The organism is Mesorhizobium sp. M0060 (genome assembly GCF_040323155.1).
In the GTDB taxonomy this organism is placed as follows: Bacteria; Pseudomonadota; Alphaproteobacteria; order Rhizobiales; family Rhizobiaceae; genus Mesorhizobium.
Map to the genome: position 1 here is coordinate 1 of NZ_JAMYUP010000026.1, position 23494 is coordinate 23494.

Below are 23494 nucleotides of genomic sequence, written 5' to 3' on the forward strand. Positions count from 1 at the left end.
TCAAGGGTCTCACACCCTATGAGTTCATCTGCAAAATTTGGGCAAAAGAGCCCGAACGGTTCCGACTCGATCCCACCCATCAAACGCCGGGACTAAACACCTAATCAGTCCCATGGCGCAGCGCCAGCGCCGCCGCCACCGGCCCGAGCACGGCGAGGAACAGGGTCAGCGCGGCAAGAATGACGAAAGGTTGCAGAAACGGATCGGGATCCGCCACCGCGCCATAGCTTGCCGATACGCCGAAGATCAGCACCGGAATGGTCAGCGGCAGCACCAGCACCGAGATCAGCAGCCCGCCGCGCGGCAACGCCACCGCTACCGCTGCACCGGCAGCACCGATGAAGGTGATCGCCGGCGTGCCGACCAGAAGCGTCAGCGCCGTGGCGCCGATGCCGACCGGCTCCATGTTCATGAACAGGCCGAGCAAGGGAGCGGCGATGACCAGCGGCAGCACGCTTCCCGCCCAATGCGCCAGGCATTTCATCAGCACGGTCAGGGCCAGCATGTGCCGGTCGTTGCCAAGCACCAGAAGATCGAGCGAGCCGTCCTCGCGGTCGGCTTGGAACAGCCGGTCGAGGCCGAGCAAGCAGGCAAGCAAGGCGGCGATCCACAGGATCGCCGGGCCGATGCGGGCCAGTAGCTTCAGGTCGGGACCGACGCCGAAGGGGATGGTCGCGATGACGGCGAGGAAGAAAATCACGCCGGTCAGCGCCCCGCCACCGGCGCGGACACTCAGGCGGATATCGCGCAGGAAGAGGGACCACATTACCATGCGGTCCCGATGCATGAGTGAAAGCCAAGCAAAGGATGGAGTTCCGTCGCGCCCCCCTCTGTCCTGCCCTCTTTGCCACCACTTGGCATCTCCCCCACAAGGGGGGAGATCGGCCGTCGCCAGGTCTTTCGCCAATCGCCAACGTCACAAGGATGGGTGGAGCGCCGAAGCTGCCAATCTCCCCCCTTGTGGGGGAGATTTCCGGCAGGACAGAGGGGGGCGCCGTGGAGCACCGACATCAAACGGTCTCCCCCATCACCAAAGCCTTTGCCCCGTCCAGCCCAAGCGGCAGATGCGTGGCTGCTACAACGATCCCTCCGCCCTCCAGATGCTTCCGCATCAGCATAGCGAATCGCTCCTCCGAAGCCTTGTCCAGCCCTGCCGTCGGCTCGTCGAGCAGCCACAATGGCCGATGGCTGACCAGCAGTTTTGCGATGGCGGCGCGGCGGCGTTGGCCGGTCGAGAGATAGCCGAACGGCAGATGGCCGATGCCGCCCAGGCCGACGGTTTCCAGCGCCTCTTCAACATCCGCAGAACCTGCGCCCGAAAAATCGCGCCAGAAGCGCATGTTTTCCGTAATGCTCAGCGCCGTCTTCATCGCGTTGAGATGGCCGAGATAGTGGCAGGCCGAGGCGACCGACGGAAAGTCTTCGTCACCGCTTTCGATCCGCACACGGCCTGCCGCCACCGGCAACAGTCCGGCGATGATCCTGAGCAGCGTCGATTTGCCGGCGCCGTTCGGCCCGGTGACGACCAGCGCCTGGCCTTCCCCCAGCGCGAATTCGATGCCGGAAAAGACCGTCTCGCCGCCGCGTTCGCCGCCCAGATTTTCGGCGATCAGCCGCATCCGTTCCCCTTCGCGAAAGTTCAAGCGCGGCTTCGGTGCACCGCAGCAAAAATGGCAATTCCGTGTCTAGAACTATTCCAGAAAATTCTCTATATCCGCATTATCCGTGCCAGCGGTCGGCACGGGAACCGAATTTGCGCCGAACCAGCGCGCGTGCCGCCTTGAACGGCCCGGACGCTTGGGAACGGATAGCGGAAATGGCCGTACCCGCACCTTTGCGCGTGATTTGCATGCCACTGGCGTCCGTTCCCTCCCGGCAACCGACAGTTAGGGATCGCACGTGTCCAAATCACTCGACAGCTTCAATTGCCGCCGCACGCTGACCGCCGGCGGCACCGAGTACATCTACTATGATCTTGTCGAGGCCGAAAAGAACGGCCTCGCCGGCATTGCCCAATTGCCCTATTCGATGAAGGTGCTGCTGGAGAATCTGCTGCGCAACGAGGACGGCCGTTCCGTCACCAAGGAGAGCATCCAGGCGGTCGCCGGCTGGCTGACCGACAGGGGCACCGCCGGCGTCGAGATCGCCTATCGCCCGGCCCGCGTGCTGATGCAGGACTTCACCGGCGTTCCGGCCGTGGTCGACCTCGCCGCCATGCGCGACGCCATGGCTTCGCTCGGCGGTGATCCGCAGAAGATCAATCCGCTGGTCCCGGTAGATCTGGTCATCGACCACTCGGTCATCGTCGATGAATTCGGCACACCGATGGCCTTCGCCCGCAATGTCGAGCTTGAATATCAGCGCAACGAGGAGCGCTACAAATTCTTGAAATGGGGTCAGCAGGCCTTCCGCAGTTTCCGCGTCGTGCCGCCCGGCACCGGCATCTGCCACCAGGTCAATCTCGAATATCTCGGCCAGGTGGTGTGGACCAATAGCGAGGACGGCGAGACCACCGCCTATCCCGATACCTGCGTCGGCACCGATTCGCACACCACCATGATCAACGGCCTTGGCGTGCTCGGCTGGGGCGTCGGCGGCATCGAGGCCGAGGCCGCGATGCTCGGCCAGCCCGTCTCCATGCTGTTGCCCGAAGTCATCGGCTTCCGCCTCACCGGCAGGCTGAAAGAAGGCGTCACCGCCACCGACCTCGTGCTCACCGTCACTCAGATGCTGCGCAAGAAGGGCGTCGTCGGCAAGTTCGTCGAATTCTTCGGTCCGGGCCTGTCCAACATGACGCTGGCCGACCGCGCCACCATCGGCAACATGGCGCCGGAATATGGCGCCACCTGCGGCTTCTTCCCGGTCGACAGCGAAACCATCCGCTACCTCACCATGTCCGGCCGCGACGAAGGCCGCATCGCGCTAGTCGAGGCTTATTCCAAGGCGCAAGGCCTATGGCGCGACGCCGGCTCGGCCGATCCCGTCTTCACCGACCTGCTTGAGCTCGATCTTGGCAGTGTCGTCCCGTCGATGGCCGGCCCCAAGCGGCCGGAAGGCCGGGTCGCGCTGGAAGGCATTCCGGCCGGCTTCGCCAAGGCCATGGAGACCGAATACAAGAAGGCCGCCGAGATCGACAGGCGCTACGCCGTCGAGGGCACGGACTACGACCTTGGCCATGGCGATGTCGTCATTGCCGCCATCACCTCCTGCACCAACACCTCGAATCCCAGCGTGCTGATCGGCGCCGGGCTCCTGGCGCGCAACGCCAACCGGCTCGGCCTCAAGCAGAAACCCTGGGTCAAGACCTCGCTGGCGCCGGGCAGCCAGGTCGTCGCCGAATATCTCGAGAAATCCGGCCTGCAGAAGGAGCTCGACCAGATCGGCTTCAACCTGGTCGGCTTCGGCTGCACCACCTGTATCGGCAATTCCGGTCCGCTGCCGGCGCCGATCTCGAAGGTCATCAACGACAAAGGTCTGATTGCTGCCGCGGTGCTTTCCGGCAACCGCAATTTCGAAGGCCGTGTCTCGCCCGACGTGCAGGCAAACTACCTCGCCTCGCCGCCGCTGGTCGTTGCCCATGCGCTGGCCGGAACCGTGACCAAGGATCTGACCACCGAGCCGCTCGGCGAGGATCGCAACGGCAATCCGGTCTATCTCAAGGATATCTGGCCGAGTTCCGTCGAGATCCAGGAATTCATCGAGAAGAACGTCACGCGCGAATTGTTCGCCCGCAAATATGCCGACGTCTTCAAGGGCGACGAATACTGGCAAAACGTCAAGGCGCCGGTGGGCCAGACCTATGCCTGGGACGACAATTCGACCTATGTGCAGAACCCGCCCTATTTCGCCGGCATGACGTCGGGCTTCGGCCGGATCGGCGATATCAAGGGCGCGCGCGTGCTCGGCCTGTTCGGCGACAAGATCACCACCGACCACATTTCGCCGGCCGGTTCGATCAAGGCGGCCTCGCCGGCCGGCAAGTATCTCACCGAGCACGGCGTCGGCGTCGCCGATTTCAACCAGTACGGCACGCGGCGCGGCAACCATGAAGTGATGATGCGCGGCACCTTCGCCAACATCCGTATCCGCAACCATATGCTGGGCGAGAACGGCCGTGAGGGTGGCTACACAATCCATTACCCGTCGAAGGAAGAGGAATCGATCTACGACGCCGCCATGCACTATAAGAAGGAAGGCGTGCCGCTGGTCATCTTCGCCGGCGTCGAATACGGCAACGGCTCGTCGCGCGACTGGGCGGCCAAGGGCACCAATTTGCTGGGCGTCCGCGCCGTCATCGCCCAGTCCTTCGAACGCATCCACCGCTCCAACCTGGTCGGCATGGGCGTCATCCCCTTCGTCTTCGAGGAAGGCACCTCGTGGGCGTCGCTCAACCTCAAGGGCGACGAACTGGTCGAGATCGACGGACTGAGCAGCATCAAGCCGCGGCAGAAGATGATCGCCAGGGTCACCTATGGCGACGGCAGCGTGAAAGAGGTTCCGATCATCTGCCGCATCGATACGCTGGACGAGCTCGACTACTTCAAGAACGGCGGCATCCTGCAATACGTGCTGCGCGACCTGGCAGCCTAGATCCCGCCAGCTGTCGGAAAGTGCCGAACCGCCGGAGCCAAGCTCCGGCGGTTTCTATTTATACGCGGCTTTAGGCGCACCAAACCGCGCTGTTGCCGCCAATAGCACGCCGAGCATCAGCCCGTTGAGAATGTGCCACAGGAAATGCGTGCCGAGCGGGAAGCTGCCGCAGACCAGCGGATCGATCATCCGGCAGATGACCGACACCGCGAAGATCGCCGAACCGGCCAGATTGTACCAGCCGGCGCGATTGCCGCTGGCCGCGACCATGGCGCCGAAGAAGGCGAGCGCCAGAAATGGCGGCAGATAGCCGGTCGTCCCGTTCGACGCTTGGCGCAGCCAGTCCGGCACGGCAAAGGTCACCAGCCCGGCAACGGCGTAAAAGGCGACGAAGATGACGATCGCCTTGCCCCATTTCATGCCGAGAAAACGTCGCAGATTGAACAGCGTGTAGGCCAGCGTGAACCCTGCAATCGGCAGCACGTCGGCCAGGATCATTCCCCTTGTGGCAAAGGTGTGGAACAGCGACGAGCCGACGCCGATCGCCACCACCCACCAGGCCAGCACTTCGGCGAAGGCACCGGTGCCGCGCTTGCGCACCTGCCAGACACCCCACAGCCCGGCGGCAAAAAAAGCCAGATTGCTCAGCGCATTGAGCGGTTCGGCCCAGAATTCCGGCCCCGTCCGTTCGCAATAGAGGTCGACCGGCGCCAGGAGAGATTGCCACATGCTGATTGCCGCCCGAATCGCTTCTATCGTGAAGTGCAACTCCACCTATTGCGCCCTTGCCAGCGGTTGCAACGGCAAAGTTTCACCGCAACGTGACTTCCCGTTGACTGCCGCTTCTGCCACATATTTCGACAATCAGAACAAAGCCGGCATCACCGGCGGGATCGGAACGGCCATGTCATCTCGAAGACCATTGCGGCTTGCGGCCCTTGCGCTGGCCATCTCGGCGTTTGCCGGAAGTGCCTTTGCCGAGCAAACCGACAAGCCATTAGGCGTCGTCGAGCTCTTCACCAGCCAGGGATGTAATTCCTGTCCGCCGGCCGACGAATTCTTCGCCGAGCTCGCCGCCAAGGAGAACATCGTCGCGCTCGCTTATCATGTCGACTATTGGGATTACCTCGGCTGGCAGGACACGCTGAGCCGCAAGGAAAATACCGAGCGGCAATATGAGTATATGCGCGCCTTCGGCAGCCGTTCCGTCTACACCCCGCAAGCCGTCATAAACGGCCGCAGCCATGTCAACGGCGCCAGCCGCAAGGAAGTCGACGGCGCGCTGGCCCGCATGGAGAGGGTCGGCGAAGGCATGCGGGTCGGCATCAAGGTCAGCCGGACCAGCGATCGCGTCATGATCGATGCCGGCGACGCCGTGACCGGCCCCGCCGACGCGCATGTCGTGATCGTCTATTTCAACCCGCCGCAGACGATAAAGATCGGCAAGGGTGAAAACAACGGCCGCAGCATGACCTACTGGAACGCCGTTTCCAGCATCCAGACCGCCGGCATGTGGCACGGCAAGGCGCAGCGCTACGAACTGCCAATGAGCGAGATCGCCAAGAAGGGCGGCTGCGCCGTGCTGCTGCAGTCGGTCGGCAAGGACGGCTTGCCCGGGCCGATCCTGGGCGCAGCCTTTATCCGCAAGCCTTGAACTGAACGTCGCGCCGCCCCTCATCCGCCTGCCGGCACCTTCTCCCGTATAGCGACGGGGAGAAGGGACTGGCCGCAATCTTGGCGCCCATTCTACAACGTTGGCAGTTGGCGAAACCATTCCATGATGGCGTCTTTCTCCCCGTCACTATACGGGGAGAAATGCCCGGCAGGGCAATGAGGGGCGGCGCCGACCGACGTTGTTAAATGACGACATCAAGTGAAGCAGTCGACGCACCCGGCAGCGCGACACGTTGGGGACCGATCCAGCCCTCCAATAAAAAACCGGCGTCAGCTTGCTTCTGACGCCGGTCATTTAGGTTTTGGGATCGTCGCACCCGATTTCTCCAAGGAAAAACCGAGGTTGGTTCGATCCGACGCAGACCCGTGGGCGGGGGGCTTGGGGTTTACGAGCCGGTGCCGGACCGAACCGTCTCAGGCAACGCCGGTAAATTCGTCGGACATTGGGGCATGAGCACGGATAAAAAAAGGCAGGATTGTGGCAAAGCATCACCAATTCCAACAGGCGTTTCGCAAACGTGACTGGACGCTGCAGAAACGGCGCGGCGCTGCCCTTGCCCGGCCGGGCCTTGCAATTCGGCGACGAAAGCGCCAACTTTGGTCGGCGTATGATTCATTGCGAGGATCCAGGCATGACTGATCGCAGCAGCGGGACGGAGGATGGGGACGCATCCGCAATATTGATCCCGCTGCACGAGGCAAGACGCGAACGCCTCGACCAGCCGGTGCGGTTCGACCGGCGCGAACTGGACCAGATACTCAGGCTCTATGGCCGTATGGTCGCCGCCAATGAATGGCGCGACTATGCCATCGATCACCTCGCCGACCGCGCCGTTTTTTCCGTCTTCCGCCGCACCAGTGAAGTGCCGCTTTTCCAGATCGTCAAGGATCCGAAGCTGGCGCGCCGGCAAGGCGCATTCGCCGTCATCGCCGCCGGCGGGCGCATCCTCAAGCGCGGCCAGGAACTCGGCCGGGTGCTTGGCGTGTTCGACCGAACGCTGACGCTGGTCGACGCGTAACCCCTTATTTTTGTTTGCGGAACTTCCGCTCGGGCAGCGATTGCGGATCGGGCGGGATCGACGCCCCGCCATTGATCGGCAACTGCATGAAAACCGTGTCCAGCCAGCGTCCGTGCTTGTAGCCGGAGCCTTCCAGGCGGCCGGTATCGCGAAAGCCGAGTTTCTCATGCAGCCGCACTGAGGCGCTGTCGGGCCGGCCGTCGCCGATCACCGCGATGATCTGGCGAAAACCCGCCGCCTTGGCCGCCTCGATCAGCCCTTGCATCAGCTTGAGCCCGACGCCCTGCCCCTTGGCGTCGGGCGCGACATAGACGGAATCCTCGACGACGAAGCGATACGCCGGGCGCGGCCGGAAGGCCCCGGCATAGGCGTAGCCGAGCACGGCGCCGGCCTTCTCCGCCACCAGATAGGGAAAGCCGCCGGCCATCAGAGTGTCGAAGCGCATGCCCATCTCGGCGCGGCTCGGCGGTTCGAGTTCGTAGCTCGCCCTGCCGTTTATCACCGCGTCGGCATAGATTTCGGTGATCCGGTCGAGGTCGGCCGGTGTCGCGGCCCGTATCGTGATGCTGCTCATAATTTATGCACGTCAACCACCTGTCGGCCATTTCATCAAAGACCGAGACAAAAGAAAAGGGCGGCCGTTGGGCCGCCCTTTCCAAACTCGCTGGTCCAATCAGACCATGATCCCGAAAAGTGGAAATCGGTTTTCGGAAAAGATCATGGTCAACAAAGAACGCCGTATTAGCGACGGTCGCCCATAAACTGCAGCAGGAACATGAACAGGTTGATGAAGTCGAGATAGAGCCTCAGTGCGCCCATGATCGCCTTGCGGCCGGCGACATCAGTCTCGTCGCCCTCGAAATACATCTCCTTGATGTTCTGCGTGTCGTAGGCGGTGAGGCCTGCGAAGATCAGCACGCCGACCGCCGAAACGGCGAAGGAAAGCGCCGACGACTGCAGGAAGATGTTGATCACCATCGCGATGATCAGACCGACCAGGCCCATGACCAGGAACGAACCGAATGCGGAAAGGTCGCGCTTGGTCGTGTAGCCGTAGAGCGACAGCCCGCCAAAGGCGGCGGCGGTGGCGAAGAAGGTCTGCGAGATACTGGCGGTGGTGTAGACCAGGAAGATTGACGACAGAGACAGACCGACGAGCCCGGCATAGACCCAGAACGTCGTCTGCGCTGCCGAAACGCTCATCGACTGAACACGGAACGACAGGAACATCACCGCTGCCAGCGGGGCAAAGATCACCAGCCATTTAAGCGGCGAGCCAAAGATCGCGTAGCCGAAGGAGGTCAGCATCTCGCCGCTTGGCAATGTCGCGACGGCCGAGGCCGGATCGCTGGTGGTGGCCAGCATGATTGTGCCGACTGCGGCAAGGCCGGTGATGAGAAGACCAAGCCCCATCAGATTGTAGACCTTGATCATGTAGGCGCGCAGGCCCTGGTCGATGGCAGCATCGACGCCGGCGCCGGGCACGGCGCGCGTCTGATAATTGCGAACGGGATCAGCCATGGAAATCCTCATATTGCTTCTGCCCCGTCCGGTGTCAGGTCCATTTGAACCCAGGCGCCGCTGGCGGGGCTCCAGCATGCCTGCGCCGAAATATGATGGTTCTTGGCGTAAAGGACAAGACCGTAACCGGACGTAATGCTCCCGTGAAGTGCCGGAGATCCGGTTTTATTGGCCTTCCCGGCCGAAACATTAACGAGATTTAATCAAAACCGGCTCTCGCTCAAAGATTTCGCAGCACCGGTGCCGCCTTGTGACCGAGCACCCGCCACGTGCCGGCAAGGCCGATGCCGACCGTGACCACCAGCGAAAAGCCGATGGTCGCCACCGCTACCTCGGGCATGAAATGCGATGGCAGCGTCATAATGCGCGCAACGACGAACCATGCAGCCACACCGCCCGCCGCCAGCGCAAAGATCGCCGTGGCAAGGCCGATCAGCATATATTCCAGCGAAAAGGCCGCGATCAGCGTTTTCCTGGTCGCACCCAGCGTCTTCAGCACCACCGCGTCGTGGATGCGGGCACGGTTGCCGGCGGCAAGCGCCCCGGCCAGCACCAGCACCGAGGCGATCAGCGCCACGCCCGCCGCCGCCCTGATCGCGGTGCCGAGCTGTGCCACCAGCCGGTTGACGACGTCGAGCGCGTCCTTGACCCTGACTGTCGTCACCGCGGGAAAGGCCCGGGTAACGGCGTTGAGAAGACGGGCATCGTCGGCTGCCGACGCGTCTTTCTCGGTCAGCGTCGCCAACCAGCCATGCGGCGCCCCGGCGAATGTGCTGGGCGAAAACACCATGACGAAATTGATGCCCATGGTTTCCCATTCGACCTGGCGGAAATTGGCGATCTTCGCCGTGATGTTGCGGCCGAGCACGTTGACGGTGATGGTATCGCCGAGCTTCAGCCCGATCTCTTTGCCTTCTTCGGCGGAAAACGAGACCAGCGGCTCGCCGGCATAGTTCTCCGGCCACCAGCTGCCCTCGATCAGCGTCGCATTCTCCGGCAGCTTTGCGTCATAGGTCAGGCCGCGATCGCCGCGCAGCACCCAGGCGCCCTCGGCCGGAACCTTGACCTTATCGACATCGACGCCGTTGAGCGCCATCACCCGGCCGCGCAGCATCGGCACCTTGATCAGCCTACCCTGCGGCGCTTCTTTGCCGATCAGCGCGGAGAAAGCATCGACGTCGCCGCTCTGGATATCGACGAAGAAGAAGTTCGGCGCCCGCTCCGGCAGGCTGCCGGAAATCTGCCGCCTCAGATTGCCGTCGATCAGCGCCAGCGTCACCAGGAGCGTCAGCCCGAGGCCAAGCGACAGCACCACGGATGGCGTCAAGGCGCCAGGCCGATGGATGTTGCCGATGGCGAGCCTGAGCGCCGTTGAACGCACGCGCGGGCTTTTCTTCGCCGCCCACTGCACCAGCGTACCGACGACACGCAGCACCAGGAACGACAAAACCGTGGCGCCGACGAAGATCGAGGCGATGCGGCGGTCACCGGAAAACAGGACCGCCAGCGCCGCCAGCAGCAGCGCGATGCCGAATGCCGCGGCGATATAGATCGGGCGGGGAAAACCGCGGCCCTCAAAACCCATTTCGCGAAACAGCGCAGTCGCCGGCACGTCGCGGGCACGACCGAGCGGCAGCAAGGCGAAAGCCAGCGTCACCAGCAGCCCGAACAGCGCTGCCATGCCGAGCGCGCCGGGATAGAACCCACCTTCTGCCGGCACCGGAATGACCGACCGGAGTGCCGCGCTCGCCGCGAACGGCATCAGCGCGCCAAGCACAAGGCCCAGCGCGATGCCGAGGGCGGCGATCATCAGGATCTGCACCAGGTAGACGGCAAAGACGAACCCGCCCGAAGCCCCCAGGCTCTTGAAGGTAGCGATGACGCCGCGCTTGCCGTCGAGATAGGCACGTACCGCATTGGCCACACCGACGCCACCGACCACCAGCGCCGTCAGCCCGACCAGCGTCAGGAATTGCGAGAACCGCTCGATGTTCGAGGACAGCGCTGGCGCCGCGTTGCTGCGCGTGCGGATCGACCAGCCGGCCTGCGGAAATTGTTTTGCAGCCTGCTCCTGGATCGCCTTGATCTGTGCCTCGCCGGTGCCATTGGGCAGACGGACCTTGAAGGCGTTCTCGACCAGGCTGCCCGGCTGGATCAGACCGGAAGCCGCAAGCCCGTCGGTCGACACCATCAGCCGCGGTGCAAAGCCGAAGCCGTCCGACACCGCATCCGGCTCGTTGACCAGCCTGGCGCGCAGTTCGAACGTCGCACTGCCCAGTTTCAGCCGGTCGCCGATGCGAAGGTTCAGCCGCTCGAACAAAAGGTCTGGCGCAGCGGCGCCGAAGACGCCGGATTTTTCGCCGAACAAATCCTCTCTCGACAGCACCGGCTCGGTCTCCAGCGCGCCATAGAGCGGATAGGCGCCGTCGACCGCCTTGGCCTCGACCAGCGCCTGGTCGGAACCGTCCTCGAGCCTGGCCATCGAACGCATGTTGGCGCTGTGCGAAACCGTGCCCAGCCGGTCCATGAAGCTGCGTTCGGCTCTGGTCGCGTCGCGCTGGTTGAGCTGGAAGCGCAGATCGCCGCCGAGCAGCGTCTGGCCCTGGTTGGCAACACCGGCGGAAATCGCCTGCGCCACCGAATTGACGCCGCCGATTGCCGCGACGCCGAGCGCGATACAGGCAAGGAAAATCAGGAAGCCGGACAGCCCGCCGCGCATTTCGCGCAGCGAAAACCGGAAGGCGAGCCTCAGCGTTTGCGACAGCGGCATCAGGCTGTCACCTTGCCGGCCTTGGAAGCCGGCTCGGGCGCGTCCTCGATCCGTCCCGACCGCATCGACACCTGGCGCGAGCAGCGCGCCGCGAGCACCGGGTCATGCGTGACCAGCACCAGCGTCATGCCGCGTTCGGCCGCCTTGGCGAACAGCAGGTCGGCGACGTGCCGACCCGTCGCCTGGTCGAGATTGCCGGTCGGCTCGTCGGCGATCAGCATGCGCGGCGACGGCGCCAGCGCCCGGGCGATCGCCACGCGCTGTTGCTCGCCGCCAGACAATTCGCCGGGATAATGGGTGACGCGATCGCTGAGACCGACCGCCGCCAGCTCGCGCGCCGCCACACCGAACGGATCGGCATGGCCGGCAAGCTCCAGCGGGACGGCGACGTTTTCCAGCGCCGTCATGTTGGGGATGAGATGGAAAGACTGGAAGACGATGCCGATATTTCGTCCCCGAAACGATGCGATCCGGTCTTCGCTTTTGCCGTTGAGCAGCTCGCCGGCAATTCGTACCGTTCCCGAATCGACCCTTTCAAGCCCTGCCAAAACCATCAGCAATGTCGACTTTCCCGAACCTGAAGGTCCAACGATCCCTGTCGCTTCGCCGCTCGCTACATCGAGGCTGACGCCCTTCAGCACATGGACCGAGGATGCACCTTCGCCGAGCGTCAGCGATACGTCTTTCAGCGAAATGACGGCTTCTTCCAAAATCAAATCGTCCTATATGGGGAGTGAGGGCTAGAGCATCCGATGCTCGACAAAGATGGAACCTGCCTTCGCCAACAGATGTTCCTGGTCATATGGGGCCTGCCGCATGGCTTTCAAACACACCTTTGCCGCAGCCTTCGCCCTTTTCCTTGCGATTTTCGGCGCCATTTCGTCGGCGCGCGCCGAGCCCTTCACCATCGTCGGCTTCGGCGATAGCCTGATGGCGGGTTTTGGCCTCGGGCCAGGCCAGGGCTTCACCGACAGGCTGCAGGCGGTGCTTCGCGCCAAGGGCTACGATGTCACGGTCGCTAATGCCGGCGTCTCCGGCGATACGACGAGCGGCGGCCTGTCGCGGCTCGACTGGTCGGTGCCGGACGGCACGCAGCTGGTCATCCTGGAGCTCGGTGCCAACGACATGCTGCGCGGCGTTTCGCCCGCCATTGCGGAGAAGAACCTGGACGCCATGCTGGCAAAACTGAAGCAGCGCAAGATCGCCGTGTTGGTGGCCGGCATGCGCGCGGCGCCCAATCTCGGCGCCGATTACCAGAACGCCTTCGACGCGATCTTTCCGAGACTGGCTGAAAAATACGACGTGCCGCTCTATCCTTTCTTTCTCGAAGGCATTGCCGGCCAATCCGTCCTGCAGCTCGAGGACGGCCTTCATCCAAACGCCCGAGGCGTCGACCGCATCGTTGAGGGTATCCTGCCTGGCGTGGAGAAAGCCATCGATGCGGTACGGGGCAGTTCCTGAGGCAAGGCCCTTGCTGAGGCAGGACCCGGCCGCGACACATTCCGCAAGGGAAGCTTTTAGGCAGGCCTGCGACCAACAAACCCCTTGCCCCGTTTGACTATCGATGATTCGCTAGGGCAAGAGTTCGATTCGAGGACAGGAGGCTTCCCATGCCGCGTCTTTTTACCGCCCTCGAAATACCGCGTGATGCCGCTCTTTCGCTGTCGCTGCTCAGGGGCGGCCTGCCCGGAGCCCGCTGGATCGACGTCGAGAATTACCATTTGACGTTGCGCTTCATCGGCGATGTGGAAGGCCACGTCGCCGACGAGATCGCCAATGCGCTTGACCGTGTTCACCGCCCGTCCTTCCCGCTGACGCTGTCCGGCGTCGGCGCCTTCGGCCAGAAGAAGCCACACGCGGTGTGGGCCGGGGTCGCGGCTTCGCCCGATCTTTCCGCACTGCAGGCCGAAATCGAGCGCATCTGCCAGCGGCTCGGCATCCCGGCCGACCCGCGCAAGTTCATGCCGCATGTGACCTTGGCCCGACTGCGCAGTTCGAGCCCGCTCGACGTTGCCCAGTACCTGTCGGCGCGCGGCAATTTTTCGACGCTGCCGTTCCGGGTCGGCCGTTTCGTGCTGATGTCGTCGCGCGACTCGGTCGGCGGCGGGCCCTACATCGTCGAGGAGGCGTGGCCGCTTTCGGGTGCCGACAGCCGGGCCGCCAGCCGTTTGGTCGACGCCCCCGACGCTTCGCGGATCATGCGGTAGACGGATGGCCAGGGAAAAACTTGCAAAAGAGGCGATCAGCGCCGAACTTGCCGGCCTCGACGGCTGGTCGCTGGCCAAGGATGGTGGTTCGATCAGCCGCACCTTCACCTTCAAGAATTTCTCCGAAGCCTTCGCCTTCATGACCCGCGTCGCCCTGGCGGCGGAGAAGATGGACCACCATCCCGACTGGTCGAACGTCTACAAGACGGTAAACGTGACCCTCAACACGCATGACGCCGGCGGCCTGACCGCGCTGGATTTCGAACTGGCCAGAAAGATGAACCGCTATTTCGGCGGCTGACACCTGCCAGCACCTTGCAGCCGGGTTCGGCTTTCACCACATTTTGCATTGCCGTCGTGCGTGAAGCCACGCAGCGGCGGCAAGGAGAGGTTGATGGCGCAAAAATCCGGTTTTGATTTCTTCGGCCTCGGCAGCAAGCCGGGCAATGAGAGCGAAGTGCGCGAAAAGTTCTGGCGCACGGCGAAGAAGGCTGCCCGGCAGATCCCGTTCATGGAAGAGGTGGTCGCCGCCTATTACTGCGCCATGGACAAGAAGACGCCGCTGCGCGCCAAGGGCACATTGCTGGCTGCGCTCGGCTATTTCGTGCTGCCGACGGACGTCATCCCCGATTTCATCTTTGGGCTTGGCTTCACCGACGACATCGCCGTGCTGACCGCCGCGATCACAACCGTCAGCGCCCACATCACGCCCGCACACCGGCTCGCTGCCAAACAGGCGATCGCCGACAAGAGCTGAGCCGGTGCGGCGCAAAAAATGGCGCGAGAACCGACTTTTCCGGCCGTCAAACCCACCGCCGCACCCGCGCCTTGTAGGCGCGATAGGCATCTCCGAACTTCCGCTCGAGATAGCGCTCTTCCGGCGCGATGACGCCGGTATTGATCACCCGCAGCAGCGGGACCACGAGCGCAATAGCCCAAAGACTTCCGGCCGCGACGCCGAGGCCCAGATAGACGAGGGTCGCTCCCAGATAGAACGGGTTCCTGGTCCGCCGATAGATACCGTCGACGACCAGCGCCGTCGTCGGCAAGGTCGGTGGTATGTTGGTGCCAGCGGCCTGAAAGCGGCCCGCCGCCATAAAGATGAACACGAAGCCGCACACCGCGAGCACGGCGCCGGCCAGATAGCGGGCGAGCGCCTGCCCGGCCATGACCGGGAGCGGAACGAGCACCTCGAGGACGGCTGCCGCCACCAGGAAGCAGAGAAAGATCAAAGGCGGCAGCGCAATGACCCCAGCCACGTCGGGCGCGCCCGATCCGCCCGCCGCCTCCCCGGCATCCGACCGGGGCACCGCGCCACCGGCCACCGTCCGCATGGCGACACGAATGCCGAACACAATCGCCAGGACGGCTGTGCCGCCCGCCAGGATCAGGACTGTCTCGGAAATGGCCATGGCCAAATCTCCCGTAGCCGCCAAGGAGGGGTCCCTGGCCGAGCGCCGTGGAGGCGAACGTAGACATGATACCGTCTGGAGGAAAATTCGTCACGTACCTCAGAAAAGCCGGGATGGCTGCAAGACCTAGCTGCTTGAAAAGTCAAACTCTTGCCGTTTTCGTGGCCTCCAAGTCGCGGCAGGGACATTGCGACAGCCGCTTTTTCGAGCGGCAGCGCGAAGACGGCGGCGGTTTCTGGCGTGAACATCCTTTTGTCAGGGAAAATTCACCGTTTGGTAACCCAGATTAAATCAAAATGAAGCGACGGGCAGGACGCCGAGCCGGCCTGCCGCCGCACCAGTTGGAATACGGGAAAAGCGATGCGCGGATTGATTGCTATAGTTTCCAGCCTGGCCCTGGTGGCCTTGACGGCGCCTGCGCTGGCGCAGTCGGCAACCAAGATCGGCCAGCACAATGCCTGGGGCACTTACAGTTACCAGGCATCGGGCGGCGGCAAGGTCTGCTATGTCTTGACCGTGCCGACCGACAAGCAGCCGCCGACGCTCGATCATGGCGACATGTTCTTCTTCGTCAGCCAGCGGCCGGGGCAGCAGGTGTCCTACGAGCCGCAATTCATCGCCGGCTATACCTTCCAGGAAGGTTCCAAGGCCACCGTCACCATCGACAAGAAGTCTTTTTCCATGTTCACGCGCGGCAAGTCGGCCTGGGTCGAGAACGCCGCCGAGGAGCCGGTGCTGATCGCCGCGATGAAGACCGGAACCGATATGAAGGTGTCGGCCAAGTCCGGCCGCGGCAACACCACCACCTACGTTTTTTCGCTGAAGGGCATTTCGGCGGCGCTGGCCTCAATCGCCAAGTGTAAGTAGGCAGGGCGCGATCGGAGGCAGGCTTGAACCGGCCTCTATTTAACGCCGGCGCTGCCCCTCACCTGCCTGCCGGCATCCTCTCCCCGTAAACGGGGCGAGGGACGCTCCCTTCGATGATTTCGCCAATCGCCGGCGTTGCAAGCATGGCGCTGGCGCTGCGGCCGGCCTCTTTCTCCCCGTTCACCGGGAGAAATGCCCGGCAGGGCAATGAGGGGCGGCGCCGAGATCGACAATTGGTCGCCCAGCGCAAATCGGAAAAGCCAGTTTGGTCTCAAGCCTCGCGCACGCTGCATGACTCCGCCGCCAAGCTGTGCTATGCGCCGCGCTTCATTTCGGGCACGATGCTGTAATCGGCCGCAAATCGCTTATATTGGCGCAACAATGACCCTTTCATTCGATCTTACCGCCGAAGGCGCTCGTGACGCGTTGCGCACCCGCACGCTGCCCGAAAAGCCGTCGCTGATTGGCTTGACGCGCGCCGAACTCGGTGCCGCCCTCGTCGCCGCCGGCATCGTGCCGGAGCGCCAGGCAAAAATGCGCGCCCAGCAGCTCTGGCATTGGATCTATGTGCGCGGCGTTTCCAATTTTGCCGGCATGTTCAACATCTCCAAGGATCTGCGCGCCGAGCTCGACAAGCATTTCACCGTTGCCAGGCCCGAGATCGTCGAGGAGCAGATTTCCTCCGACGGCACGCGCAAATGGCTGTTCCGCTTTCCGCCGCGCGGCGCCGGCCGGCCGGTCGAGATCGAGACCGTCTACATTCCGGAAGAGGGCCGCGGCACGCTCTGCATCTCCTCGCAGGTCGGCTGCACGCTGACCTGCTCCTTCTGCCACACCGGCACGCAGAAGCTGGTGCGCAACCTGACCGCCGAGGAAATCCTCGCCCAGCTTTTGACCGCCCGCGACCGGCTCGGCGATTTCCCCGACCGCGATACGCCCGACGGCGCCATCGTTCCGGCCGAGGGCCGCAAAGTGTCCAATGTCGTCATGATGGGCATGGGCGAGCCGCTCTACAATTTCGAGGCGGTGAAGAAGGCGCTGCTGATCGCATCCGACGGCGACGGGCTTTCCCTGTCGAAGAGGCGCATCACCTTGTCGACCTCGGGCGTCGTGCCCGAGATCTTCCGCACCGGTGAGGAGATCGGCGTCATGCTGGCGATCTCGCTGCACGCCACCAATGACGATCTGCGCGACCTTTTGGTGCCGATCAACAAGAAGTATCCGCTGAAGGAGCTGATCGAAGCCTGCCGCGCCTATCCCGGCCTGTCCAACGCCAAGCGGATCACCTTCGAATATGTGATGCTGAAGGACGTCAACGACTCGATCGAGGACGCCAAGGGGCTGATCAAGCTGCTCAAGGGCATCCCGGCCAAGATCAATTTGATCCCGTTCAATCCGTGGCCTGGCACCAACTATCAGTGCTCGGACTGGGAGACGATCGAGAAATTCGCCGACTACATCAACAATGCCGGCTACGCCTCACCGATCCGCACGCCGCGGGGCCGCGACATTCTCGCCGCCTGCGGCCAGCTCAAGTCGGACTCCGAGCGCATGCGCAGGGTCGACCGGCTGGCGCTGGAAGCGATGATGATCGCGGGGCACGGCGAGGCGTGAATCGCGTCGTCGCCTATCTGATTCGCTTCGCCGTCATCCTTGTCGGCTACATCGTCGCCTCGCTGGCCGCCAGCGCCTTCCTCAACATCATGTTCCTCGCGTCGCTCGGCTACACGCCAGAGCAGGCGCAGCCGGCGGCGACTGCCTCGCTGTATTTCTCGATCCCCTTCGTCGCGCTGTTCGTCGCCTATTTCGCCTTCATGCCGGCGGCCATCGCCATCCTCGTCTCCGAAATCCTCGGCCGACGCGACTGGCTGTTCTATGCGCTGGGGGGCGCGGCGGTGGCGGCGGTCTTCCTCGGCTTCGTCCACCAGACGGCCGACGCCAATTTCGAGGTTACCAACACAAGCGTCATGCTGGCGGTGATCGGCTGCGGCATGGTCGGTGGCATTTTCTACTGGCTGAGCGCCGGGCGCTCGGCCGGAAGCTGGCGCCAAGCCGGAACGTCCGGGAATGCGCCTATTTCGCCTGGGCCGTCAGGATCTTGAGCGCGAAGGCCGAAAACACCCCGGCAAACAGATAGTCGACGACACGCGTCACGCGCGGGCTGGCCTTCATCGCCGCCGAGAATTTTTCCGCCGCCAGCACCATCGGCGCCGTCACCGGGATCGACAGCACGACGAACATCGCGCCGAGGAAGAACAGTTTTCCCGGCGCGTCGGGATCGTGCGCGGAGACAAACTGCGGCAGGAAGGTCATGAAGAACAGGATGATCTTCGGGTTGAGCAGGTTGACGCCGAGCCCCGCGGCCCAGCTGCGAACCAGCGAAATCTTCGGCCCGCTCTTCTTCTCCGGCGAAAACGCCGACCCTTTTGTGATCGCCTGCCAGGCCAGGAAGACCAGATAGCCGGCGCCGAAAATCTTCAGCACGAAGAACGCCATCGGCGAGGCCACGATCAGCGCCGAGACGCCGACCACCACCAACGTGGTGTGGATCAGCGTGCCGCACAATGCGCCGGCCATCGAGGCAAAGCCGGTGGCGCGGCCCTGGCTCAGCGTGCGCGACACGAACAGCGTCATGTCCGGTCCAGGCGTGATCGCCAGGATCACCGTGGCGATGGCGAACTGGATCAGGGTTGCATTGTCGGGAATAAATGACATGAGCCAGCTCTGGGCAGTAAGACGCGCAGCCTATAGCGCAGGCGCCTTGCCGGCGCCAGCTTCTGGTCGCCACAGCGTCTGGTCCAGTGCCTGCGGCGACCAGGCGCCTGTTCCTCCCTTGCGCTAGCTGGAAACGCCGTGATACTCGCCCGCGAAGCCCACCGCGTGGAACCGCCCAAATGTCCCAAAACATGTCGAAAGCAAAAGCCGTCAAGAAGGTCGTGCTCGCCTATTCCGGCGGCCTCGACACCTCCATCATCCTGAAATGGCTGCAGACCGAGCTCGGCGCCGAAGTCGTCACCTTCACCGCCGATCTCGGCCAGGGCGGCGAATTGGAGCCGGCGCGGCGCAAGGCCGAGATGATGGGCATCAAGGACATCCGCATCGTCGATGTGCGCGAGGAGTTCGTTGCCGACTTCGTCTTCCCGATGTTCCGCGCCAATGCCGTGTATGAAGGCACCTATCTGCTCGGCACCTCGATCGCCCGGCCGCTGATCTCGAAACATCTTGTCGAGATCGCCAGGGAGACCGGCGCCGACGCGATCGCGCATGGCGCCACCGGCAAGGGTAACGACCAGGTGCGTTTCGAACTTTCGGCCTATGCGCTGAACCCCGACATCAAGGTCATCGCGCCATGGCGCGACTGGTCGTTCAAGTCGCGCACCGATCTCATCAACTTCGCCGAGCAGCATCAGATCCCGGTGCCGAAGGACAAAAAGGGCGATGCACCGTTCTCGGTCGACGCCAACCTGCTGCATTCGTCTTCCGAGGGCAAGGTGCTGGAAGACCCATGGAGCGAGCCACCGGAATTCGTCCACCAGCGCACCATCTCGCCGATGGATGCACCGGATGAGGTCACCGAGGTCGAGATCGAATTCCTGAAGGGCGACCCGGTTGCGCTCAATGGCAAAAAACTGTCGCCGGCGACGATGCTGGCAGCGCTGAACGATCTCGGCCGCGATAACGGCATCGGCCGGCTCGACCTGGTCGAGAACCGCTTCGTCGGCATGAAATCGCGCGGCGTCTACGAGACCCCCGGCGGCACCATCCTGATATCAGCCCACCGGGCGATCGAATCGATCACGCTCGACCGGGGAGCTGCCCACCTCAAGGACGAGTTCATGCCGCGCTATGCCGAGCTGATCTACAACGGCTTCTGGTTCGCGCCCGAGCGGCTGATGCTGCAGGCGATGATCGACAAGAGCCAGGAAGACGTCGAAGGCACGGTGCGGCTGAAGCTCTACAAGGGCAACGTCATGGTCACCGGCCGCAAGTCGAAGAAGACGCTCTATTCCGATGCGCTGGTCACGTTCGAGGACGACCGCGGCGCCTACGACCAGAAGGACGCCGAAGGTTTCATCCGCCTGAACGCGCTGAGGCTGCGGACGCTGGCCGCGCGCAACCGCAAGGGTTGATATTCCAACAGGCCCGTTCCCCTCAATGCTTAGACGAGTTAGGAACCGGGTGAAGACGCCGGGTTTTATTTGGCGTCTCTAATATAATAGAGGCCGCGCTCTCAGATCGTTTCCTGTTTGACCTTTCGATGGTTTGATCTTACTTGTCCTGCGGGTCGGAGGGCTTTGACAGTGAAAAACAGAATTTTTCTTCTGCTTGGGGCGGTGGCCGTCCTTACCGGGTGTCAATCCACGCAAGCCCCGTCGGAGCAAACATCCAAATTCCGTACCTGCAAAAGTTTTGACGGCCCCTTCCAGATTCCCACTTCCCAGCAATGCCCGTTGAGCGGCTACGCGCAGGGTTCCGGAGTCCCGGTAGTCATCGAGGGCAAGCCAAAGGCGGCTACCCCGGCACCGTGACGCTCAAGTTCCGTACCTGCAACGGTGTTGACGGCACCTTCCAGGCTCTCAGAAATGCCCATTGAGCGGCTACGCGCATTATTGAGAGTGATGTGCCCAGGCGCTTGGCCACTCTTGGAACCGGTCTCCTGCCCGCGTTGGCTGTCCTGGCGCACTTGGCTGTCGCCAAAGCCACCGATTATGACCCCGCCTCCCTCGACCTTCCCGCGCTGATCGAGTGCAGGGCTGACGTTCCGACCTATAATGGTTTTGCCCTATGCGCCCGCAAAACTCGGCTGGAAGGATGTTCCTGCCGGCAATCCTTTCCTTAGGCAATTCGAGCTGCCGGCCACGGTCGGCGTGTTCGGGCGTGAAACGGCATCCGTCGTCCTTACCGCGACCGGGCCGATGGCGGTGTTTGACGATGTTTCCGCGCCGGAGCTCGCCCGCGAGCTCGGCATCTCACCCGAAGTCGCGACGGCGGGAAAATTCCTCGGCGAGAAGATGCTCGTCGAAAGCGGCCAGGAAGCCGACGGCATGACATTTTCCACGCGCATTGCCCTCAATGTCTCAACCGTCGATTCACATCCCGGCAAGGTGCTCGCCGGTTGCTCCTACGCGCTCGACGTGAAATAGAAAGCCCGGCGCATGGCCGGGCTTTCTATCGAACAGAGATTTCTATCAGTCAGCATCGATCGCTGTGGCGATGCGGACGATGGCCTGCTGATAGACGCTCGCGGAATTCCAGCCGGCAATTGCGCCGATATTCGATTGCGCGCTCGCGCCGGCCTGCCAACCATGACCCTTGAGGAAGTTGGCGGTGGAAGCCAACGCCGTGGCCTTGTCGCGCAGATTTTTGTTGCCGACTCCATAGCTCAAAACATTTCCGGGCAGGAACTGGGTGTGGCCAATCTCGCCATGCGCGGCACCGACCGACGAAGCGCTCAACGCTCCGCGATCAACCAGCTTCAGGGCCGCAATGGCATGCGGGTAGAAGAACTCTGGACGGCGGCAATCATAGGCCAGCGTTAAAATAGCAGAGACCGTATTCTGGTTGCCCATGGCGGAACCGAAGCCGGTCTCCATACCCCAGATGGCGAGCAACACGCCCGGCGATACGCCGTAGGTCCGTTCGATCTTGTCGAACAGCGCCGCATTCGCCTTCTTCAGCGCACGGCCCCTGGCAATGATCGCGGACGCGCCACGGCGCTTCATGAAAGCTTCCACCGAGCCGCTGAAAGCCTTATGGATGGCGCGGTCGACGGCGATCGTCTTTGTTGCGTAGGTTGCGCGATCCAGAGCGGCTAGACCCTTCGAGCCTACACCGTCGGCCCTCGCCTCCGCGGCAAACTCCGGCTTCCACGCATCGAAGCCGGCGCTGTTTTTGCCACAGCTGGCCGCCGCCTGCGCGCCCGTCGCCAACGCAAGCACCGCCACCACCGTAGCCGTTACAAACATCTTCCCCTTGGCAAGAAATGCCATGCTGCTCTCCTGATTGCCTGAATCACGTTCCCAATTGCGAACTTGCCAGCGAAACACCTGCTTGTCACTGTCCCGGCGCTGCGCCGATGCACTCAATACAGCAGGAACTTCAAATCCACCACACTGGCGGATGCCCGGGAATTTGCCTACGATCAAGTAATTATTGTGGCGGGGACAGAACAAGCATGGAAGACGTTGATGTCGTGATCATCGGCGCCGGCTCGGCTGGACTTTCGGCTGCCAAGACCCTGCGTGCCGCCGGTTTTTCCTTCAAATTGTTAGAAGCGATGAACCGCATCGGCGGCCGCGCCTGGACCAGCGACCAGCATTTCGGCGTGCCGTTCGACATCGGCTGCGCCTGGCTGCATGCCGCAGACCGCAATCCCTACTTTCCCGAGGCGAAAGCCGCCGCCTGGACACTTCATCACCACGACATGAATGTCGATCATCTCTACTACCGCGAGCGAAAGGCAAGCGAAGCCGAAGAGGCCGCGATGAAGGTGGCCGACACAAGGCTGTTCGAACTGGTGGCGGCGCATCAGGTGAGGGAAGGTGACGATGACCGTCTGTCGGCATTGCTCGCCAAGGGACACGCGCCGCGCGCCGCCGCAACCTTCGCCGGGCCGATGGATTTCGGCGCCGACGAGGACGAGATATCGATCCGCGACTTTCAGGCCGCCGCCGATCTCGATCCGAACTATTTCACCAAGGAAGGCTTCGGTACGCTGGTTGCCCGCTTCGGCGCCGATGTGCCGGTGGAACTGTCGACGCCGGTGCGCAAGATCCTCTGGGATGTGCCCGGCGTCGCCTGTGTGACGGACCGCGGCACCATCCGCGCCAAGGCGGTCATCGTCACCGCCTCGCCGGCAGTGCTCGCCTTCGAGGAGATTGCGTTCTCGCCGGTACTCCCCGATGCGCATTTCGCCGCCTTCTTCGACCTGCCGATGGGCATGCTGACCAAGCTGCCTGTCGAAATATCCGGCACAAGGCTCGGCTTGGAGCCGTTCGACGATTTGCTGATCGAGCGGCTGGCCCGGCACGACATCTACTTCCTTTGCTTTCCCTTCGACCTCGATCTGATGGTCGGTTTCGTCGGCGGCGATTTCGCCTGGGAGATGTCGGCGGCGGGCGAGGCGGCCGGCATCGACTTCGTCGTCGACCGGCTCTGCGGCATCTTTGGCGGCGACGTGCGAAAACATGTCGGACGCGCGATAATGACAAATTGGGGCGCAGAGCGGTTCGTGCGCGGCGCCTACGCGACGGCGCGACCCGGCCGTTCGCAGGCGCGCGCCACGCTGATGCAGCCGGTGGCGGAAAAGATCTTCTTCGCCGGCGAGCATTTGGCCGGTCCGCTGATGCAGACTTGCGGCGGCGCCAGACTATCGGGCGAGGCAGTGGCCAGGGAGGTGGTCACACTCCTTGCGGCAAAATAGCGTCAACCGGC

The 23494-nt window shown here is 63.1% G+C and carries 25 protein-coding genes and 1 pseudogene; 16 read left to right on the top strand and 10 right to left on the bottom strand.

Annotation, left to right across the window (positions count from 1 at the left end; translation table 11 throughout):
- Positions 1-104, top strand: a pseudogene (locus tag NKJ94_RS22530) (IS481 family transposase); the annotation flags it as partial.
- Here NKJ94_RS22530 and ccmB read toward each other — a convergent pair.
- Positions 101-766 (bottom strand): heme exporter protein CcmB, encoded by a 666-nt coding sequence (gene ccmB, locus NKJ94_RS22535; protein ID WP_352527953.1) that lies wholly within the window; start codon positions 764-766, stop codon positions 101-103. The pseudogene NKJ94_RS22530 and the gene ccmB sit on opposite strands and share 4 nt — an antisense overlap.
- Positions 767-1010: 244 nt before the next feature.
- Positions 1011-1619 (bottom strand): heme ABC exporter ATP-binding protein CcmA, encoded by a 609-nt coding sequence (gene ccmA, locus NKJ94_RS22540; RefSeq protein WP_352528095.1) that lies wholly within the window; start codon positions 1617-1619, stop codon positions 1011-1013.
- 280 nt (positions 1620-1899) lie between these two features.
- Between ccmA and acnA the strand changes: the two genes are divergently transcribed.
- Positions 1900-4590, top strand: a complete 2691-nt coding sequence (acnA, locus tag NKJ94_RS22545) for an aconitate hydratase AcnA (protein ID WP_352527955.1) — start codon at positions 1900-1902, stop codon at positions 4588-4590.
- Positions 4591-4644: 54 nt separating this feature from the next.
- On the opposite strand, the gene NKJ94_RS22550 is transcribed toward acnA, so the two are convergent.
- Positions 4645-5319, bottom strand: a complete 675-nt coding sequence (locus NKJ94_RS22550) for a ceramidase domain-containing protein (RefSeq protein WP_352527957.1) — start codon at positions 5317-5319, stop codon at positions 4645-4647.
- Positions 5320-5494: 175 nt separating this feature from the next.
- Here NKJ94_RS22550 and NKJ94_RS22555 point away from each other — a divergent pair, with 175 nt between their 5' ends.
- A complete protein-coding gene (locus NKJ94_RS22555) occupies positions 5495-6244 on the top strand; it encodes a DUF1223 domain-containing protein (protein ID WP_352527959.1) in 750 nt (249 codons plus the stop codon).
- Positions 6245-6896: 652 nt separating this feature from the next.
- On the top strand, positions 6897-7283 hold the full coding sequence (locus NKJ94_RS22560; protein WP_352527961.1) for a DUF2794 domain-containing protein: 387 nt from the start codon (positions 6897-6899) through the stop codon (positions 7281-7283).
- 4 nt (positions 7284-7287) lie between these two features.
- Here NKJ94_RS22560 and NKJ94_RS22565 read toward each other — a convergent pair whose 3' ends face one another.
- From NKJ94_RS22565 to NKJ94_RS22580, 4 genes are all read right to left on the bottom strand, one after another.
- The gene (locus tag NKJ94_RS22565; RefSeq protein ID WP_352527963.1) at positions 7288-7857 is read right to left on the bottom strand and encodes a GNAT family N-acetyltransferase; all 570 of its coding nucleotides are present in this window, start codon (positions 7855-7857) and stop codon (positions 7288-7290) included.
- Between the two features lie 167 nt (positions 7858-8024).
- Positions 8025-8804, bottom strand: coding sequence for a Bax inhibitor-1/YccA family protein (locus tag NKJ94_RS22570; protein ID WP_352527965.1), 780 nt, complete (start codon positions 8802-8804; stop codon positions 8025-8027).
- A gap of 220 nt (positions 8805-9024) precedes the next feature.
- Positions 9025-11574 carry an ABC transporter permease gene (locus NKJ94_RS22575; RefSeq protein WP_352527967.1) on the bottom strand — a complete coding sequence of 850 codons (2550 nt, stop codon included), beginning with the start codon at positions 11572-11574 and terminating at the stop codon, positions 9025-9027.
- Positions 11574-12284 (bottom strand): ABC transporter ATP-binding protein, encoded by a 711-nt coding sequence (locus NKJ94_RS22580; RefSeq protein WP_352527969.1) that lies wholly within the window; start codon positions 12282-12284, stop codon positions 11574-11576. Before NKJ94_RS22580 ends, NKJ94_RS22575 begins: the two co-directional genes overlap by 1 nt.
- A gap of 106 nt (positions 12285-12390) precedes the next feature.
- On the opposite strand from NKJ94_RS22580, the gene NKJ94_RS22585 reads away from it, so the two are divergent.
- The 4 genes from NKJ94_RS22585 (at position 12391) to NKJ94_RS22600 (ending at position 14538) form a co-directional block, all read left to right on the top strand.
- On the top strand, positions 12391-13035 hold the full coding sequence (locus NKJ94_RS22585; protein ID WP_352527971.1) for an arylesterase: 645 nt from the start codon (positions 12391-12393) through the stop codon (positions 13033-13035).
- A 149-nt stretch (positions 13036-13184) separates the two neighbouring features.
- Complete coding sequence (gene thpR / locus NKJ94_RS22590) at positions 13185-13781, top strand: RNA 2',3'-cyclic phosphodiesterase (protein WP_352527972.1); 597 nt, start codon at positions 13185-13187, stop codon at positions 13779-13781.
- Between the two features lie 4 nt (positions 13782-13785).
- Positions 13786-14082, top strand: coding sequence for a 4a-hydroxytetrahydrobiopterin dehydratase (locus NKJ94_RS22595; protein WP_352527974.1), 297 nt, complete (start codon positions 13786-13788; stop codon positions 14080-14082).
- 93 nt (positions 14083-14175) lie between these two features.
- The gene (locus tag NKJ94_RS22600; protein ID WP_352527976.1) at positions 14176-14538 is read left to right on the top strand and encodes a YkvA family protein; all 363 of its coding nucleotides are present in this window, start codon (positions 14176-14178) and stop codon (positions 14536-14538) included.
- A 46-nt stretch (positions 14539-14584) separates the two neighbouring features.
- Here the strand turns inward: NKJ94_RS22600 and NKJ94_RS22605 are convergent, their stop codons facing one another.
- Entirely contained in the window at positions 14585-15193 is a 609-nt protein-coding gene (locus NKJ94_RS22605; RefSeq protein ID WP_352527978.1) for a methyltransferase family protein, read from the bottom strand.
- A gap of 360 nt (positions 15194-15553) precedes the next feature.
- Here NKJ94_RS22605 and NKJ94_RS22610 point away from each other — a divergent pair, with 360 nt between their 5' ends.
- From NKJ94_RS22610 to NKJ94_RS22625, 4 genes are all read left to right on the top strand, one after another.
- Complete coding sequence (locus tag NKJ94_RS22610; RefSeq protein ID WP_023721899.1) at positions 15554-16060, top strand: invasion associated locus B family protein; 507 nt, start codon at positions 15554-15556, stop codon at positions 16058-16060.
- Between the two features lie 143 nt (positions 16061-16203).
- Positions 16204-16410 carry a hypothetical protein gene (locus tag NKJ94_RS22615; protein WP_352527980.1) on the top strand — a complete coding sequence of 69 codons (207 nt, stop codon included), beginning with the start codon at positions 16204-16206 and terminating at the stop codon, positions 16408-16410.
- Positions 16411-16441: 31 nt separating this feature from the next.
- On the top strand, positions 16442-17674 hold the full coding sequence (gene rlmN, locus NKJ94_RS22620; protein ID WP_352527982.1) for a dual-specificity RNA methyltransferase RlmN: 1233 nt from the start codon (positions 16442-16444) through the stop codon (positions 17672-17674).
- Positions 17671-18162, top strand: coding sequence for a hypothetical protein (locus NKJ94_RS22625; RefSeq protein WP_352527984.1), 492 nt, complete (start codon positions 17671-17673; stop codon positions 18160-18162). The genes rlmN and NKJ94_RS22625 overlap by 4 nt, the downstream gene beginning before the upstream one ends.
- Here NKJ94_RS22625 and NKJ94_RS22630 read toward each other — a convergent pair.
- The gene (locus NKJ94_RS22630; protein ID WP_352527986.1) at positions 18134-18775 is read right to left on the bottom strand and encodes a LysE family translocator; all 642 of its coding nucleotides are present in this window, start codon (positions 18773-18775) and stop codon (positions 18134-18136) included. The genes NKJ94_RS22625 and NKJ94_RS22630 overlap by 29 nt on opposite strands.
- Before the next feature lie 191 nt (positions 18776-18966).
- Here NKJ94_RS22630 and NKJ94_RS22635 point away from each other — a divergent pair, with 191 nt between their 5' ends.
- The 3 genes from NKJ94_RS22635 (at position 18967) to NKJ94_RS22645 (ending at position 21204) form a co-directional block, all read left to right on the top strand.
- Complete coding sequence (locus NKJ94_RS22635) at positions 18967-20190, top strand: argininosuccinate synthase (RefSeq protein ID WP_352528097.1); 1224 nt, start codon at positions 18967-18969, stop codon at positions 20188-20190.
- Positions 20191-20361: 171 nt separating this feature from the next.
- Complete coding sequence (locus NKJ94_RS22640) at positions 20362-20589, top strand: lipoprotein (RefSeq protein WP_352527988.1); 228 nt, start codon at positions 20362-20364, stop codon at positions 20587-20589.
- 243 nt (positions 20590-20832) lie between these two features.
- Positions 20833-21204 (top strand): hypothetical protein, encoded by a 372-nt coding sequence (locus NKJ94_RS22645; protein ID WP_352527990.1) that lies wholly within the window; start codon positions 20833-20835, stop codon positions 21202-21204.
- Positions 21205-21249: 45 nt separating this feature from the next.
- On the opposite strand, the gene NKJ94_RS22650 is transcribed toward NKJ94_RS22645, so the two are convergent.
- Complete coding sequence (locus NKJ94_RS22650) at positions 21250-22050, bottom strand: lytic murein transglycosylase (RefSeq protein ID WP_352528099.1); 801 nt, start codon at positions 22048-22050, stop codon at positions 21250-21252.
- Between the two features lie 185 nt (positions 22051-22235).
- Between NKJ94_RS22650 and NKJ94_RS22655 the strand changes: the two genes are divergently transcribed.
- A complete protein-coding gene (locus tag NKJ94_RS22655; RefSeq protein WP_352527992.1) occupies positions 22236-23483 on the top strand; it encodes a flavin monoamine oxidase family protein in 1248 nt (415 codons plus the stop codon).
- Positions 23484-23494 lie beyond the last annotated feature (11 nt).